The 15,588-nt window shown below is 61.1% G+C and carries 11 protein-coding genes; 10 read left to right on the forward strand and 1 reads right to left on the reverse strand.

Going from position 1 to position 15,588, the window contains the following annotated elements; genetic code table 11:
• Positions 1 to 5 precede the first annotated feature (5 nt).
• From hflX to Q8K08_RS17125, 4 genes are all read left to right on the forward strand, one after another.
• Positions 6 to 1,271 carry a GTPase HflX gene (gene hflX / locus Q8K08_RS17110; protein WP_304798311.1) on the forward strand — a complete coding sequence of 422 codons (1,266 nt, stop codon included), beginning with the start codon at positions 6 to 8 and terminating at the stop codon, positions 1,269 to 1,271.
• A gap of 147 nt (positions 1,272 to 1,418) precedes the next feature.
• A complete protein-coding gene (gene guaB / locus Q8K08_RS17115) occupies positions 1,419 to 2,867 on the forward strand; it encodes an IMP dehydrogenase (protein WP_304798314.1) in 1,449 nt (482 codons plus the stop codon).
• A gap of 24 nt (positions 2,868 to 2,891) precedes the next feature.
• Positions 2,892 to 4,049, forward strand: a complete 1,158-nt coding sequence (locus Q8K08_RS17120) for an RsmB/NOP family class I SAM-dependent RNA methyltransferase (protein WP_304802427.1) — start codon at positions 2,892 to 2,894, stop codon at positions 4,047 to 4,049.
• Between the two features lie 244 nt (positions 4,050 to 4,293).
• Positions 4,294 to 6,465, forward strand: coding sequence for an ATP-binding protein (locus Q8K08_RS17125; RefSeq protein ID WP_305251088.1), 2,172 nt, complete (start codon positions 4,294 to 4,296; stop codon positions 6,463 to 6,465).
• Between the two features lie 8 nt (positions 6,466 to 6,473).
• Here the strand turns inward: Q8K08_RS17125 and Q8K08_RS17130 are convergent, their stop codons facing one another.
• Positions 6,474 to 7,064, reverse strand: coding sequence for a hypothetical protein (locus tag Q8K08_RS17130; protein ID WP_305250922.1), 591 nt, complete (start codon positions 7,062 to 7,064; stop codon positions 6,474 to 6,476).
• 202 nt (positions 7,065 to 7,266) lie between these two features.
• On the opposite strand from Q8K08_RS17130, the gene recA reads away from it, so the two are divergent.
• The 6 genes from recA (at position 7,267) to Q8K08_RS17160 (ending at position 15,540) form a co-directional block, all read left to right on the forward strand.
• Complete coding sequence (gene recA, locus Q8K08_RS17135) at positions 7,267 to 8,343, forward strand: recombinase RecA (protein WP_304802423.1); 1,077 nt, start codon at positions 7,267 to 7,269, stop codon at positions 8,341 to 8,343.
• 143 nt (positions 8,344 to 8,486) lie between these two features.
• Positions 8,487 to 11,141 (forward strand): alanine--tRNA ligase, encoded by a 2,655-nt coding sequence (gene alaS, locus Q8K08_RS17140; RefSeq protein ID WP_305250923.1) that lies wholly within the window; start codon positions 8,487 to 8,489, stop codon positions 11,139 to 11,141.
• A 5-nt stretch (positions 11,142 to 11,146) separates the two neighbouring features.
• Positions 11,147 to 11,437, forward strand: coding sequence for a DUF1330 domain-containing protein (locus tag Q8K08_RS17145; RefSeq protein WP_305250924.1), 291 nt, complete (start codon positions 11,147 to 11,149; stop codon positions 11,435 to 11,437).
• 131 nt (positions 11,438 to 11,568) lie between these two features.
• Positions 11,569 to 12,363, forward strand: coding sequence for a class II glutamine amidotransferase (locus Q8K08_RS17150; RefSeq protein WP_305250925.1), 795 nt, complete (start codon positions 11,569 to 11,571; stop codon positions 12,361 to 12,363).
• A gap of 55 nt (positions 12,364 to 12,418) precedes the next feature.
• Positions 12,419 to 14,191 (forward strand): ATP-binding protein, encoded by a 1,773-nt coding sequence (locus tag Q8K08_RS17155; protein WP_305250926.1) that lies wholly within the window; start codon positions 12,419 to 12,421, stop codon positions 14,189 to 14,191.
• Positions 14,188 to 15,540: a sigma-54 dependent transcriptional regulator gene (locus tag Q8K08_RS17160; protein ID WP_305250927.1), complete on the forward strand. Its 1,353-nt coding sequence runs from the start codon at positions 14,188 to 14,190 to the stop codon at positions 15,538 to 15,540. The genes Q8K08_RS17155 and Q8K08_RS17160 overlap by 4 nt, the downstream gene beginning before the upstream one ends.
• The last annotated feature ends 48 nt before the right edge of the window (positions 15,541 to 15,588 follow it).

The raw sequence follows: 15,588 nt of genomic DNA on the forward strand, positions 1-15,588 counted from the left end.
CTGCGATGCGGGCTTTTGTCTTGCACCCTGATATCAAGTCCAGCCCGTCCCGCCGTCTGCCCGAACACGGGTTGGCCGAGGCGGTAAGCCTTGCTGCCGCCCTTCCCGCAATGGAGGTGGTAGGGGCCGAGGTCGTGCGCCTGCCGCGTCTGCATCCGGGGATGCTGTTCGGGTCGGGCAAAGTGGAAGATCTTGCGGCGCGCTTCAAGGCGCTGGATGTGGGGCTGGTGTTGGTCGATGGGCCGGTTTCGCCGGTGCAGCAACGCAATCTGGAAAAGGAATGGGGCGTCAAGCTTCTGGACCGGACCGGGCTGATCCTTGAGATTTTTGCCGATCGCGCTCGCACTCGTGAAGGTGTCTTGCAAGTTGAACTGGCGGCGTTGTCTTTTCAACGCACGCGTCTGGTGCGGGCATGGACCCACCTTGAACGACAACGCGGTGGCTTTGGCTTTGTTGGTGGCCCCGGTGAGACCCAGATTGAATCTGACCGCCGCGCCATCGACGATCAGGTGGTCCGGCTCAAACGCCAACTTTCCAAGGTGGTCAAGACGCGTGAGCTGCACCGCGCCTCACGCAAGAAGGTGCCATTCCCGATTGTGGCGCTGGTGGGATATACCAACGCGGGCAAATCGACGCTGTTCAACCGGGTTACGGGCGCCGAAGTGCTGGCCAAGGACATGCTTTTCGCCACGCTGGACCCGACCATGCGCGCGATGGTGCTGCCAAGCACCCAAAGCGGAACCGGGCGCAAGATCATCTTGTCAGACACCGTGGGCTTTATCTCTGATCTGCCCACCCAACTGGTCGCTGCCTTCCGCGCCACATTGGAAGAAGTGTTGGCAGCCGATCTGATCGTGCATGTCCGCGACATCTCTCACCCGGAATCGGCCGAGCAATCGGCGGATGTGATGGATATTCTGACCTCGCTTGGCGTGAACAAGGCGACGCCGATGCTGGAGGTGTGGAACAAGCTTGATCTGGTCGACGGCTCTGCGCGTGAGGCATTGGCGACACAGGCGCTTCAGCGCGAGGATGTGCTGGCCGTCTCGGCCCTGACTGGCGAGGGTGTGGCAGCCCTGCTTGACAGGGTGTCGCAGGTGTTTGACGAGGAAACGTCCGAACGCACGCTGTCCTTGCCGTTCAGCGAAGGCAAACGCCACGCCTGGCTGCATGGGCAGGGTGTGGTCGAGCATGAGACGCAAGACGACGATGGCTGGACCCTGAGCCTGCGCTGGACGGCGCGGCAGGAAAAGCGGTATCGCGACCTGTAAGGCCAGTGTCAGGCCGAAGCGTCGCCGGGGGCGGGGGCAGACAGCCCCCCGTGCATCATTGGCCAAGAAACGCGGCATTTCCCCTTGCATCGCCCATAGACCCGTGAAACAGGGAACCGCCAAACGATCACTCCTAAGGAGGCTCCCATGGAGATTCGCGAGGCTCTCACATTTGACGATGTTCTGCTGGTTCCGGCCGCCTCTTCGGTGCTGCCGTCAGATGCTGATACGTCGACTTTTGTCACCAAATCCATCCGCATGAACATCCCGCTGTTGTCCAGCGCAATGGACACGGTGACTGAAGGCCGCATGGCGATTGCCATGGCCCAGGCGGGGGGCATCGGGGTGATCCACCGCAATCTGGACCTTGAGGCGCAGGCGCGTGAGGTGCGGCGGGTGAAGCGGTTTGAATCCGGTGTTGTCTACGCGCCGATCACGCTGACGCCCGACCAGACCCTTGCCGATGCCAAGCTGCTGATGGAGCGATACAATATCACCGGGTTTCCGGTGGTCGATGGCCTGGGCCGGGTACTGGGGATCGTGACCAACCGTGACATGCGCTTTGCCAGCGATGACAAGACCCCGGTTTCGGTGATGATGTCCTCGGACAATCTGGCACTGCTGCACGAACCGATTGACCGCGATCAGGCGATCAGCCTGATGAAGGCGCGGCGGATTGAAAAGCTGCTCGTCACCGATGGCACTGGCAAGCTCACCGGTCTCTTGACGCTGAAGGATACCGAGAAATCGGTGCTCAACCCCCATGCCTGCAAGGACGAGATGGGGCGCCTGCGGGTGGCTGCGGCCAGCACCGTTGGCGATGCAGGGTTTGAACGCAGTCAGGCGTTAATTGATGCGGGCGTGGACATGGTGGTGATCGACACCGCACATGGCCATTCCGAAGGTGTCGCCCGCGCGGTAGAGCGGATCAAGAAGCTGTCGAATACCGTTCAAGTGGTGGCGGGCAATGTCGCCACCGCAGAGGCCACGCGGGCACTTATTGGCGCAGGCGCGGATGCGGTGAAGGTCGGCATCGGGCCGGGGTCGATCTGCACCACGCGGATCGTCGCGGGTGTGGGCGTGCCACAACTGACCGCGATCATGGATTCCGCCGGTGCAGCAGGCGACATTCCGGTGATTGCCGATGGCGGCATCAAATATTCAGGCGATTTCGCCAAGGCCATCGCGGCAGGCGCATCCTGCGCCATGGTCGGCTCTGCCATCGCAGGCACTGACGAATCCCCCGGTGAGGTGATCCTGTGGAACGGGCGGTCCTATAAATCCTACCGTGGGATGGGGTCGCTCGGGGCGATGGCGCGCGGCTCTGCTGACCGGTATTTCCAAAAGGATGCCGCTTCAGACAAGCTGGTGCCCGAAGGGATCGAGGGGCAGGTGCCCTACAAGGGATCAGCCGCGCAGGTCATTCACCAGATGGTTGGCGGCTTGCGGGCGGCGATGGGCTATACCGGCTGCGCCACCGTGGCTGAGATGCAATCCAACTGCCAGTTTGTCCGCATCACCGGGGCAGGGCTGAAGGAAAGCCATGTCCATGATGTGCAGATCACCCGCGAAAGCCCGAATTACCGGGTTGGCTAAGGCGATGCGTTTGAGGATCAGCCAATGACCCCTGCCGCCCGCATTTCGGCTGCAATGGAAATCCTTGACCGGGTATTGGCCGGGGCGCCTGCTGAACAGGCGCTGACCAACTGGGCAAGGGGGTCGCGTTTTGCAGGTTCTGGTGACCGCAATGCGATCCGCGATCTGGTCTATGATGCCTTGCGCTGTCGTCGGTCCTATGCGGCCCTTGGCGGGGCGGAAACCGGGCGCGGGTTGATGCTGGGGGCGCTGCGGGCGTCGGGCAGCGATCCTGCGACTCTGTTCACCGGCCAAGGCCATGCCCCGTCGCCGCTTGGACCCGCCGACGTGGGGCGCGCGCCCGAAGGGGCCGAGGCGCTTGATCTGCCCGACTGGTTGGTGCCGCTTATGGCTGCGTCGTTGTCGGATGATCTGCCCGCAGTGGCCCATGCATTGCGGCAGCGCGCCCCTGTGTTCTTGCGGGTCAATCTGCGCCGCACAACCGTTCCGCAGGCAATTGCGGCCCTGGCGACAGATGGAATTACTGCACAGCCCCATGCTCTGGCCGACACCGCGCTGGAGGTGCTAGACGGCGCGCGCAAAATTCAGACCAGTCAGGCCTATCTGACGGGCTTGATCGAACTGCAGGACGCGGCCTCGCAAGCTGTGGTCAACGCTTTGCCATTACGCGACGGGATGCGGGTGCTGGACCATTGCGCCGGGGGCGGCGGCAAGACTCTGGCTATGGCCGCGCGTGCCGCGCTGATCTTGTTTGCCCATGATGCCGTTCCCGGCCGGATGCGCGATCTGGCCGCACGGGCGGCCCGTGCCGGGGTCAAGGTGACCACCACCGACCGGCCAGAAGGGGTGGCGCCTTTTGATCTGATCCTTGCCGATGCGCCCTGTTCCGGGTCGGGCAGCTGGCGGCGTGATCCGCAGGGCAAATGGGCCCTGACGCCAGATCGTCTGGCCGAGATCGGTGCGGTGCAGGACAGTATTCTTGACCGTCTGGCCCCGATGATCGCCCCCGGCGGGGTGCTGGCCTATGCGACCTGCTCGCTGCTGACGGTTGAGAATGAAGACCGTATCAGGGCCTTTGTGGACCGCACTCCGGGCTGGCAGGTGATTGCGATGCAGCGCTTCACGCCGCTGACGGGCGGAGACGGGTTCTTTCTGGCGCAGTTGACGCAGAGCAGGCCTTAATTTACACAATCTTAGGTAGTAAATCGGTGTATTCGCCAAAGCGGTTAAGGCCGCATTAACGATTGCTGTGCTGTTGTGCACAGGTGTTATGTTCAGATGGGGTTGGCGCGTGCGTTCGGTTACTCAGGGAACCACCGAAATTGTCGCGATCTCGCGCGTGCTGGTCCCGCGGTCACGCTTGCTTTTGGCCGGGGCCTTGGCTGCGCTGCTGGCGGCGGGCTTTGCGACTGACCCCGCCGTGCGCATGGCTGCTGCTGTTGCCGGGCTAACGCTTTCGGTTCTGGTCGGGTTGTTATGGGCCGTCGTGCATCTTGCAAACCGATCTGCACTCGGGGCGGAACGGGCGATGGCGCTTTTGGTGGGGCAGGATGCAACGCCCTGCTTTACCACCGATGCACAGGGGCAGATCCTGTATCGTAACCGTGCGGCCCAGACCCGGTTCGGCACGGTGCATGCATCGTTGATTTCAGCGCTTGAAGATCATTTTGCCAGCCCAGCCTCGGTTTTGTATCGGCTTCAGTCTCGGGCCAAGACTGCGGGTGCCGCCCGTGAAGATGTGCAAACGCGCCGGGGGCAGTCGCGCCTGTCAGTCAGCCGCATTGCAGAGGGTCGCTTTGTGTGGCGGCTGGATGAGTTTGTGGATCGTGGCGTATCGGGCCGTGGCGCCGATGCGCTAAGCCTACCAATGCTTGTGGTGAACAAGGCAGGGGTGGTGCTGTTCACCAATGAGGCGATGCGCCGCCTGCTGGGGGGGCGCCCAAAACACTTGGACAAGGTGTTTGCGACCCAGATCCTGCGCAGCGGTGAAGAGCTGGATGTGATGGCCACTGACGGCCCGGTGCGCGCCATTCTGGCCGAAATCGCCGGTGTGGGTGAGCGGCGTGAGATCTACCTGATGCCCGTTGGCAACCTGCGCGCCGATGACCAGATTCTTGAGGATTTTGAGAATCTTCCGGTGGCCTTGCTGCGGTTTGACGGCGACGGTCGCTTACAGGCTGCCAATCAGGCCGCGCGTGATGTGCTGGATCTGGGAAAAGATGCGCATCCGATGGTTCACGATATCTACGAGGGGCTCGGCCGGTCGGTTCTGGATTGGCTGGGCGACGTGTTGGCCGAACGGAATGCCGGCGGGTCCGAGGTGTTGCGCGCCCGTATCGGCCAGCCCGATGCCTTTCATCAGGTAACATTGCGGCGCTATGTTGATCATGGCCGCCCCGGCGTTCTGGCTGTTGTGCAGGATGCCACCGCGATGAAACTGCTGGAGGCGCAGTTTGTTCAAAGCCAAAAAATGCAGGCCATTGGCCAGCTTGCAGGCGGTATCGCCCATGATTTCAACAACCTGCTGACCGCAATTTCAGGCCATTGCGATCTTTTGCTGCTGCGCCACACCAACGAAGACAAGGATTTTGCCGATCTTGTGCAGATCAACCAGAATGCCAATCGGGCGGCGGCGCTGGTGGGGCAGTTGCTGGCCTTTTCGCGCAAGCAAACGCTGAAGCCTGAACGCATTGATCTGTCGGATGTGCTGTCAGACATGGCGCATCTGTTGAATCGTCTGGTCGGGGAAAAGGTCCGGTTGCAGTTGGCCCATGTCTCCGATTTGGGGATGATCCGGGCCGACAAGCGGCAGTTGGAGCAAGTGTTGATGAACCTCGTTGTCAACGCGCGCGACGCGATGGCCGAGGGGGGCACCATCCGGGTTGAGACAGAGGCGCTGACCTTGAACCATGAGTTGCGCCGCGACCGCGCCATCGTGCCACCGGGCGATTACGCGACCATCCGTGTCACCGACGCCGGCGTCTGCATTCCGCCTGAACGGCTGGAAAAGATATTTGAGCCGTTTTTCACCACCAAACGCGCGGGCGAAGGCACCGGCCTTGGTCTCTCAACGGTATACGGCATCGTCAAGCAGTCAGGCGGGTTCATCTTTGTCGACTCGACTCTGGGTGAGGGCACGGTGTTTCACCTCTATTTCCCGATCCACGCGGCATGCGAAGATGACTTGCCCGTTGCAGCCCCCGAACCCGTTCGCAGGATCGTGGTGAAACAGGGGCAAGGCGTTATCCTTCTGGTCGAGGATGAGGCGCCGGTACGAGCGTTTGCCAGCCGCGCCCTGCGTCTGCGCGGCTATACCGTGCTGGAGGCTGACTGCGCCGAAGCGGCCCTAAACCTGTTGAAAGACCCGACGCTTGAGATTGATGTCTTCGTGACCGATGTGGTGATGCCCGGCATGGATGGACCAAGCTGGGTCAAACTCGCGCTGGAGGCACGGCCCGAGGTGCGTGTGGTCTTCATGTCAGGCTACGCCGAAGATTGTCTGTCCGAAGAACAGGGCAGGGTGCCCAACTCTGTTTTTCTGGCCAAGCCGTTTTCGCTCAACGATCTTGCCGTCACCGTGCAGGGACAACTGCACTGACCCACAGGTTAGCGCAAACTTTCATACAGCGCAAAATCCTCTGCGGCGACCTCGCGCAAGGTTGCGAGTGTTTCAGGCGACAGATCCATCGCCGCCTTGGGAGAGACATTAAGCTGCGGCAATATGATCTGAAAATCCAACCGATCTTCCAGAAAATCGATAAAACTGTCGATGTTTTCATAGCGAAACACCCGGTCCGCTCCGCGTCCCTCGGGGCCCTTCAAAAACCGCGCTTGTGATCCCACCTTGGCGAATGCCGGGCGTGGGGTGTGGCACCATGCTTGCACAAAGGTATCAAAATCCATGCCTTGCGTACTTTTGGCGGCCTCCGAAATATCCTCGCGGCTGCGATAACGATACCAGCTTCCCAGCCAGTCGCGCGGTTCGCGCATCAGCGCAACCACTGTAAAAGGCTCGCCTGCCGCTGAGTCCAGATATGGGCCAACAAAGCGGCGAAACCGGGTGACATTGGTGTGCTTCAGAGCTGGTGGCCGCTGGATCGACACCGCCGCCAACGAGTCAAGTGCCGATTCGATTGCGGTTGACCCGGTTTTCGGCGTCGCCAAAATCACCAGCCTTTGCTCCCAAAACACCAACATTTACACCTGCCCTCAGTTATTCGCCTCTACCGGATGCGTTTTGCTCCGCTTTGTAAACTATCGCTTAACCAAACTATGAAAAAGCTGAATTTGCGAGAATTCAGTTGAAATGTTCCTGATTTGATCTCATAAGCTGGAGAACACTTGGGGAACAAGCGCAACGATTGCCGCCATGTCGCGGCTGTGAAATAAGGAGCGGACAATGGCGGTGGCGAACCTCCTCGATTTGAACGGGAAGCGCGAAATGGACAAGTCAAAGGCGCTGGAAAGCGCGCTGGCACAGATCGAACGACAGTTCGGCAAAGGCTCGATCATGAGACTGGGCGCCAACAGCCCGGCCATGGATATTGAAGCGACATCGACCGGATCACTGGGTCTGGACATCGCCTTGGGCATCGGCGGGCTTCCCAAGGGGCGGATCATCGAAATCTACGGACCCGAATCGTCGGGCAAAACCACGCTGACCCTGCATGTGGTTGCCGAAGAGCAGAAAAAAGGCGGCGTTTGTGCTTTTGTTGATGCCGAACATGCACTTGACCCGCAATATGCCAAAAAGTTGGGCGTTGATCTGGACGAATTGCTGATCAGCCAGCCCGACACCGGCGAGCAGGCGCTGGAGATCGTGGATACGCTGGTGCGATCCGGCGCGGTCAGCCTTGTTGTGGTGGATTCGGTCGCAGCATTGACACCTAAATCGGAAATCGAAGGCGACATGGGCGACATGCAGATGGGCGCGCAGGCGCGTCTTATGTCTCAGGCCATGCGCAAGCTGACCGCTAGCATCGGCCGCAGCAACTGCATGGTGATCTTCATCAACCAGATCCGCATGAAAATCGGTGTGATGTTTGGCTCGCCAGAGACCACCACCGGCGGCAATGCGCTGAAGTTCTATGCCTCGGTGCGTCTGGACATTCGCCGCATTGGCTCGATCAAGGACAAGGACGAAGTGGTGGGCAATTCCACCCGCGTCAAAGTAGTCAAGAACAAGGTAGCCCCGCCCTTCAAACAGGTGGAGTTCGACATCATGTATGGCGAAGGCATCTCGAAAACCGGCGAGCTGGTCGACATTGGCGTTAAGGCGGGGGTGGTCGAAAAATCGGGATCCTGGTATTCTTACGGGGATGAACGGATCGGGCAGGGTCGTGAAAATGCCAAGCTGTTCCTGAAATCGAACCCCTCGATCGCCACGGAGATCGAAGACAAGATCCGCGCCGCCAATGGGCTCGATTTCCATATGGCCGAATCTGAAGCCTCCACCGATGATGTGATGGACGGCTGATCGCGCGAAAAGACTGGAAAAAGGCCGGGGAAGTCCCCGGCCTTTTTCATGGCCAGATGCAGCCCCCGGTGGACAGGCCCGGCCTGCGGGGCTACATGGGGGACCGAACCCGATGAACCCCTCAGCCGAAGGGCATTTTACCAATGGCGTCGCTGAACGATATCCGCTCGACCTATCTCGAATTCTTTGCCCGCAACGGCCACAAGGTGGTGGACTCGTCGCCGCTTGTGCCGCGCAACGATCCGACGCTGATGTTCGCCAATTCCGGCATGGTGCAGTTCAAGAACCTGTTCACCGGGGTCGAAACCCGCGATTACACCCGCGCCACCACTGCGCAGAAATGCGTGCGCGCCGGCGGCAAGCACAACGACCTAGATAACGTAGGCTATACCGCGCGGCATCACACGTTTTTCGAGATGCTCGGCAACTTCAGCTTTGGTGATTACTTCAAGGATGACGCGATTGCCTTCGCATGGGAGCTGCTGACCAAGGACTTCGGGCTGAACAAGGACAAGCTGCTGGTCACTGTCTATCATACCGATGACGAGGCGGCGGCGATCTGGAAAAAGGTGGCGGGGTTCAGCGATGACAAGATCATCCGAATCCCGACCGATGACAATTTCTGGCGGATGGGGCCGACCGGGCCGTGTGGTCCGTGCACCGAGATTTTCTATGACCACGGCGATCATATCTGGGGCGGCCCTCCGGGAAGCCCGGATGAAGATGGCGACCGGTTCATCGAGATCTGGAACAACGTGTTCATGCAAAATGAACAGTTTGCTGATGGCACCATGCGCCCGCTGGAGATGCAGAGCATCGACACCGGCATGGGGCTGGAGCGGATTGGCGCGTTGTTGCAAGGCAAGCACGACAATTACGACACCGACCTGATGCGCAGCCTGATTGAGGCAAGCGCACATGCCACCAGTTCTGATCCGGATGGCCCCGGCAAAACGCATCACCGGGTGATTGCAGATCATTTGCGGTCAACGTCTTTCCTCATTGCCGATGGCGTCATGCCCTCAAATGAAGGGCGCGGCTATGTGCTGCGCCGGATCATGCGCCGCGCCATGCGTCATGCGCATATGCTTGGGTCGCAAGACCCGGTGATGTTCAAACTGGTGCCAGCCCTTGTGCGCCAGATGGGTGCGGCCTACCCCGAGTTGCAGCGCGCGCAAAGCCTGATCGAAGAGACTCTGAAGCTGGAGGAAACCCGCTTCAAAACCACGCTGGACCGTGGGTTGAAGCTGCTCGACGACGAGCTTGGCCGCCTGCCTGAGGGTGGCAATCTGCCCGGCAGCACCGCGTTCAAGCTGTATGACACCTACGGCTTCCCATTTGACCTGACGCAGGATGCGCTGCGTGAACGCGGCCGCGCGGTGGATGTGGCGGGCTTTGACTCGGCGATGGCCGAGCAAAAGGCCAAGGCCCGCGCCGCATGGTCGGGCACCGGAGAGGCCGTCGATGGCAGAATCTGGTTCGAGCTCGCCGAAGAACACGGCGTCACTGAGTTTTTAGGCTATGACACCGAAACCGCAGAGGGCGTGGTCAACGCTTTGGTCCGTGACGGGGTGTTGATTGATGCCGCCAAAACGGGTGAGACCGTTCAGATCGTGGTCAACCAGACCCCGTTTTATGCCGAATCCGGTGGCCAAGTCGGTGATACCGGCTTGATCCGCACCGCCAGTGGCATGGCCGAGGTGACCGACACCCGCAAGATCGCGGGCGTGTTCCTGCATATCGCCAAGGTGGTTGAGGGCCAGATCACCAAGGATCAACCCGCCAAGCTGGAGGTCGGCCATCTCCGTCGCCGCCAGATCCGGGCCAACCATTCAGCAACGCACCTGCTGCACGAGGCGCTGCGCTGTGCGCTTGGCGATCACGTGGCGCAAAAGGGCAGCCTGAATGCGCCGGACCGTCTGCGCTTTGATTTCAGCCATTCGGTTGGGTTGTCAGCCTCGGAACTGGCGCTGGTCGAGGGTGAGGTGAACGCGTTTATCCGCCAGAACAGCCCGGTTGATACCCGCATCATGACACCCGAAGACGCCCGCGCCCTTGGGGCGCAGGCGTTGTTTGGTGAGAAATACGGCGATGAGGTGCGTGTGGTGTCGATGGGGGTGCTGGATGGCAGCGCCAAAGGGACCGAAGGCAACACCTACAGTCTGGAACTGTGCGGCGGCACCCATGTGGCGCGCACAGGCGATATCGGGGCGTTTGTGCTACTGGGCGATTCTGCCTCATCGGCAGGCGTGCGGCGGATCGAGGCGCTGACCGGGCAGGCAGCACTTGACCATCTGCGCCAGCAAGATGCGCGCTTGGTGGATATTGCATCGGTGCTCAAAGCCCCGGCGGCAGAAGTGGTGGAGCGGGTGAAAGCCCTGTTCGACGAACGCCGCGCCTTGCAAAACGAAGTGGCGCAATTGCGCCGCGAAGTGGCAATGGGCGGCAAATCCGGCGGGCCAGAGGCCAAGGATATTAATGGAATCAAGTTCTTGGCGCAGGTTTTGTCAGGTGTTTCTGGCAAGGATCTGCCCTCGCTCATTGACGAAATGAAGACAAAGCTCGGGTCGGGCGCGGTGCTGCTTATCGCTGACACCGGGGCAAAGCCTGCCGTGGCCGCTGGTGTGACCGCTGACCTGACCGCCACGCTGTCTGCTGTGTCGCTTGTGAAAGCCGCGGCCGAAGCCATGGGCGGCAAGGGCGGTGGTGGCCGTCCCGACATGGCGCAGGCGGGCGGCGCGGATATTACCCAGGCCGAAGCCGCTATTGCTGCGGCTGAAGCTGTCATCAAAGGATAACTCACATGCCAACCGCACTCTGGATCGCCCATGTCGAAGTGACCGACGCCGACGCTTATGGCCGTTATGCCAAGGGCGCAGGCCCCGCGCTTGCGGCACATGGCGGGGTGTTTCTTGCCCGTGGCGGGCGCTATGTGCAACTGGAGGGCAATGACCGCGCCCGCAACGTTGTTGCGCGTTTTCCCAGTCTGGAAGCGGCGGTAGACTGCTATAACAGCCCCGAGTATCAGGCCGCACTCACCCATGCCAAAGGGGCCTCGGTGCGGGATCTGGTCATCGTCGAAGAATTGGACTGAATTTTCAGCACAATCCCGCGAATTTGCACAACGCCGTAAGGATCCTTCTTACGGCGTTGTTTTGTTTCATGCTAACGTCATGAAAACGAAAACCGAGGCAGAGCCATGTACACCACCAAGGGGGCGCGCTGATGTGCCGTTGGGCCGCCTATATCGGGGCACCGATATTCCTTGAGGATATCGTCAGCCGTCCCGGCCATTCGCTGATTCACCAGTCGCATTGCGCCACCCAATGCCACACCGCAATCAACGCCGACGGCTTTGGCGTAGCGTGGTATGGTGACCGGGTCGAACCGGGGCTTTACCGCGATGTGATGCCTGCGTGGTCGGACCCCAATTTGCGCAGCCTGACCGCTCAGGTGAAATCCGGTCTGTTCCTCGCCCATGTGCGCGCCAGCACCGGCACCGCCACCAGCCGAAACAATTGTCATCCGTTTACCTGGGGGCGGTGGTCGTTCATGCATAACGGCCAGATCGGTGGCTATGACGGCTTTCGCCGCGATGCCGATATGATGATCCCCGATGCGCTTTATCCCTGCCGCAAAGGTGCCACCGATTCCGAGGCGTTGTTTTTGATCGCGATTGCCGAAGGTCTGGAAGATGACCCCAAAGGGGCGATGGAACGGGCAGCGGCCAAGCTGATCAGCCTTGCCCGCGCCAAAGGGTCGGCCCCTCATCTGCGCCTGACGGGCGCGTTGTCGGATGGCAAGCGGCTTTACGCGATGCGCTACGCCACCGATGACCATGCGCCGACGCTGTATCATCGCTGGTCTGACTCGCGCCAAGGCACGGCCATCGTGTCCGAACCGCTCGAAACCGGCGAGGGTGGCTGGATCGAGGCACCGCCGTTCAGCTTTTGCACCTTTGAAGGCCGTGATGTGCAGGTTGAAGACTTTCATCCCTGCCGCCTTGCCGTTGCCGCTTGAAGCTTGGTTGCGGTGAGCCGTGGTTTGCCGCTAGGTTCGGCCAACGGGGGAAAAGATGCGCAAGACCACACGGACATGGCTTTGGCTGGCGGCCGGATTGGCGGTCTTGGGCTGCTGTCTGGCCGGGTGGCTGACGTGGAAGCAAAGTCTTGCACAATCGCTGGATGACACCGCGCGCCGGGGTGACAACGTGTTGCAACTGGCTGCCACCGCGCTGTCAGGAGAACTGGACCGGTTTGAGCGCCTGCCACCCCTCATTGCCGAGCAAACAGTGGTAAGCGCGCTTGCGGCTGATCCGCGAAATCCTGAACGGGTGGCGGTGGTAAATGACTATCTGCGCCGCATTCAGCGCCTGTTGGGGGCAACGGATATTTACCTGATGGACACCCAAGGGTTGACCATCGCAGCGTCAAACCATGATACTGACACGTCTTTTATTGGCGGCAACTTTGCCTTTCGTCCGTATTTCTTTGATGCCCTGACAGGAGCGTCGGGCCAGTTTTATGCGCTTGGCACCACCAGCGGGAAACGCGGCTACTACTTTGGCGCGCCGGTTCGGGTGCAGGGGGATGTGGCGGGGGTTCTGGTGTTCAAGATCGATCTTGATGCGATCGAGGGCACATGGGAAGCAGGCGATTACGCCGTTCTGGTCACCGACCCAGAGGGCGTTACGTTTCTGTCCTCGCGCGCTGACTGGCGTTTTGCCGCGATGCGCCCGCTGACAGCCGAGGCGCAGAGCCGGATCGCCTCCACCAGACGCTATGCCGATACCCCGATTGGTACGTTGCAGATCACGGACGAGGGCCGGCACCGCACCAGCCCGGTGTTGCGCATCGCAGACGGGCAGGGCGCGCGCGAGTATTTGCAGCGCGACATGCCGATGGACCGGGCGGGATGGGTGGTGCATGTGATGATCGACACCGCCGCCGCCCGTGCCTCGGCGCTGACGCTTGCCGTTGTCGCCATGCTGGCCTCTGGCGTGCTGGCGATGGTGGGGGCAGTGGTCTGGCAGCGCCGTCTGGCGCTGGACGCGCGCTTGCAGGTGCAAGCCGAGGCCCGCGCCGATCTGGAGCGCCGGGTCGAGGAGCGCACGCATGAGCTGCGACAGGCGCAGGCCGATCTGGTGCAGGCGGGCAAGATGGCGGCGCTGGGGCAAATGTCAGCCGCGCTCAGCCATGAGTTCAATCAACCGCTTGCAGCCGCCCGCACCTATGCCGACAATGCGGGTGTGCTGATGGACAGGGGCCGTCTGATCGAGGCGCGCGGCAATATTGACCGTATTCTGGGCCTGATTGACCGGCTGACCAGCATCAGCCGCCATCTGCGCAGCTTTGCCCGCGCGCCGGGGCAAAAGCTGTCACATGTCACGCTGTCCGAGGTGGTAGAGGCCGCGGTAGAGATTGCCACGCTGCGCATCCGTGCCGCAGATGCCACACTGACCATCGACCTTGCACCTGATCTGCGCCCAGTGGTGGCGGGGCCGGTGCGCTTGCAGCAGGTGTTGGTCAATATCCTGACCAATGCCGCCGATGCCGTCGAAGACCTGACCGACCGCCGCATTCACCTTGCCGCAGAAAACTCGGGCGATGCCGTTGTGATCCGCATTTCCGATTCCGGTCCGGGCGTGCCAGAGGGTTTGGCCGCGCGTATTTTCGATCCGTTCTTTTCCACCAAAGGCGTTGGCAAGGGGCTTGGCCTGGGGCTTTCCATTTCCTATAATATTGTCAAAGACTTCGGCGGCGATCTGTCAGTCGCATCCGGGCCCGGTGCGTGCTTTGTGCTGCGCCTTTGTGCGGTTCCTATCCTGCGGCAAGAGGCTGCTGAATGACCCCGCTGCGTATCCTTCTGGTCGATGACGAACCCGACATGCGCGCGTCAACCGCGCAGGCGCTGGATCTGGCGGGCTTTACCGTGCAGGATTTTGCCACGCCTGAACGGGTGATGGATCTGGTCAGCTTTGGCTTTCCCGGCGTGGTTCTGACCGACATTCGGATGCCGGGCATGGATGGTCTTACACTGATGAACCGCATCCACGAGATTGACCGCGATATCCCGGTTATTCTGATCACAGGGCATGGCGATGTGCAGCTTGCGGTGCGGGCTATGCGCGAAGGGGCTTATGATTTTGTTGAAAAACCGTTTCCGGCCAGTCAGTTGGCCGAGATCGTGGCCCGCGCGTCGGATTACCGACGTCTGGTGTTGGAAAACCGGGTACTGAAGGCTGCTGCGGGTCAGGTGGATGATATGGAGCAGCGGCTTATCGGACGTTCCAATGTGATGATCGACCTGCGCCGCCGCATACGCACCCTTGGCCCGACCGAGGCCGATGTATTGATCGTGGGGGAAACCGGGGCGGGCAAAGAGGTGGTCGCCCGCGCGCTGCATGACATGTCGCCACGGGCACGCAAACCGTTTGTCGCCATCGACTGCGCGGCGATTCCGGCGGCATTGATCGAATCCGAACTGTTCGGGCATGAGGCGGGGGCGTTTCCGGGGGCTTTGCGCGCGCGCTATGGCAAGTTTGAACATGCGCGCGGCGGCACCATTTTGCTGGACGATATTGCCTCGATGCCATTGGATATGCAGGGAAAACTTGTGCGTGTCATTGAGGAGCGCACGGTAACGCGGCTTGGCTCAAATGAGGCGTTGCCGTTGGATGTGCGCTTTATGGCCACCTCTCGTGTGCCGCTGGAGGCCGAGGTAGAGGCCGGGCGGTTCCGCGCGGATCTGCTTTACCGGCTGAATGTGGTGACTTTGCAGGTGCCGCCCTTGTCGGCGCGGCGTGAGGATATCCCGTTGCTGTTCCTGCGCCTGCTGAGCGAGGCCGCAAGCCGTCACCGCTCTGATCCGTCGCCTGTGGCCCCGACACTGGTGGCGCAACTGGCGGCGCGCGACTGGCCCGGCAATGTGCGCGAATTGCGCAACGCCGCCGACCGTTACGCGCTTGGTCTGGGGGAGGGCGCGCAGACGGCAGATGATCCGCCCTCGCGCCTTGCCGAACGCGTTGCCGAATTTGAACGGCGCGAGATTGAGGCCGCCCTTGCCGCGCATCGTGGCAACCTCAAGCCAGTGTATGAATCATTGGGATTGTCGCGCAAAACCCTGTGGGAAAAGATGCAAAAGCACGGGCTGGACAAGGCACAATTCGGCGCAGGATTTGACGCCGAGCCAGAATAGGCCACCAAATCCCCCCACGCATTGCGCGCGATGTTACGATTTCCACCC

This window comes from Pseudotabrizicola sp. (assembly GCF_030684215.1).
Lineage (GTDB): Bacteria > Pseudomonadota > Alphaproteobacteria > Rhodobacterales > Rhodobacteraceae > Pseudotabrizicola.

Coding starts and splice junctions, on each gene's coding strand:
- Q8K08_RS17120 (WP_304802427.1), top strand. CDS start 2,892: ATGACCCCTGCCGCCCGCATTTCGGCTGCAATGGAAATCCTTGACCGG.
- Q8K08_RS17160 (WP_305250927.1), top strand. CDS start 14,188: ATGACCCCGCTGCGTATCCTTCTGGTCGATGACGAACCCGACATGCGC.
- recA (WP_304802423.1), top strand. CDS start 7,267: ATGGCGGTGGCGAACCTCCTCGATTTGAACGGGAAGCGCGAAATGGAC.
- guaB (WP_304798314.1), top strand. CDS start 1,419: ATGGAGATTCGCGAGGCTCTCACATTTGACGATGTTCTGCTGGTTCCG.
- Q8K08_RS17125 (WP_305251088.1), top strand. CDS start 4,294: ATGGCTGCTGCTGTTGCCGGGCTAACGCTTTCGGTTCTGGTCGGGTTG.
- hflX (WP_304798311.1), top strand. CDS start 6: ATGCGGGCTTTTGTCTTGCACCCTGATATCAAGTCCAGCCCGTCCCGC.
- Q8K08_RS17130 (WP_305250922.1), bottom strand. CDS start 7,064: ATGTTGGTGTTTTGGGAGCAAAGGCTGGTGATTTTGGCGACGCCGAAA.
- Q8K08_RS17150 (WP_305250925.1), top strand. CDS start 11,569: ATGTGCCGTTGGGCCGCCTATATCGGGGCACCGATATTCCTTGAGGAT.
- Q8K08_RS17155 (WP_305250926.1), top strand. CDS start 12,419: ATGCGCAAGACCACACGGACATGGCTTTGGCTGGCGGCCGGATTGGCG.
- Q8K08_RS17145 (WP_305250924.1), top strand. CDS start 11,147: ATGCCAACCGCACTCTGGATCGCCCATGTCGAAGTGACCGACGCCGAC.
- alaS (WP_305250923.1), top strand. CDS start 8,487: ATGGCGTCGCTGAACGATATCCGCTCGACCTATCTCGAATTCTTTGCC.